Source organism: Mesorhizobium sp. M7D.F.Ca.US.004.03.1.1, assembly GCF_003998635.1.
GTDB classification, from domain to species: domain Bacteria; phylum Pseudomonadota; class Alphaproteobacteria; order Rhizobiales; family Rhizobiaceae; genus Mesorhizobium; species Mesorhizobium loti.
In genome coordinates this window covers 1-461 of record NZ_RZQG01001784.1, presented here as the reverse complement: position 1 = coordinate 461, position 461 = coordinate 1, and the positions used below count along the sequence as shown (strand labels likewise).

1 protein-coding gene is annotated in these 461 nt (G+C 68.3%); it reads right to left on the bottom strand.

What is annotated here, in order from left to right:
• The coding region (locus tag EN935_RS40020; RefSeq protein ID WP_206534740.1) for a substrate-binding domain-containing protein at positions 1-461 on the bottom strand (461 nt) is incomplete at both ends.

The window sequence follows — 461 nt, the reverse complement described above, 5'->3', positions numbered from 1 at the left end:
CCTCCACCCCGACCTGGAACGGCAGCCTGAGGGCGTCGAAACTCTGGCGGATGAAAGCGCGAAAACCACAGCCGTTTTCGTTCATCACCCAGGGAAAGCGCGACAGCGAGGCAAGATCGGCGGGCTTCGGCACACCGAGCCCAGGTGACGCCACCAGCAGCACCGACTGCACGCCGAGATCGTCGCAGACCAGTTCGTCGGGCGGCGCCAAACCCTCGGCGAGGCAAACCGCCACCGCGTCGAGTTCGCTGCGCGCCACCTGCTCCACCAGCCTTGGCGACCAGCCGGAGGTGATGCGCAGCGTCAGCTGCGGAAAGGCAGCGCGCAGGCTATCGAGCGGCAGCGCCAGCGCGGCATCGGAGAGATAGGGCATGATGCCCAGGCGGAACTCGCCCTTGACCTCGCCTTGCGGCGACACGCCGGCCCTGAGATCCTCGAGCGAACGCAGCACGCGCCGGCCG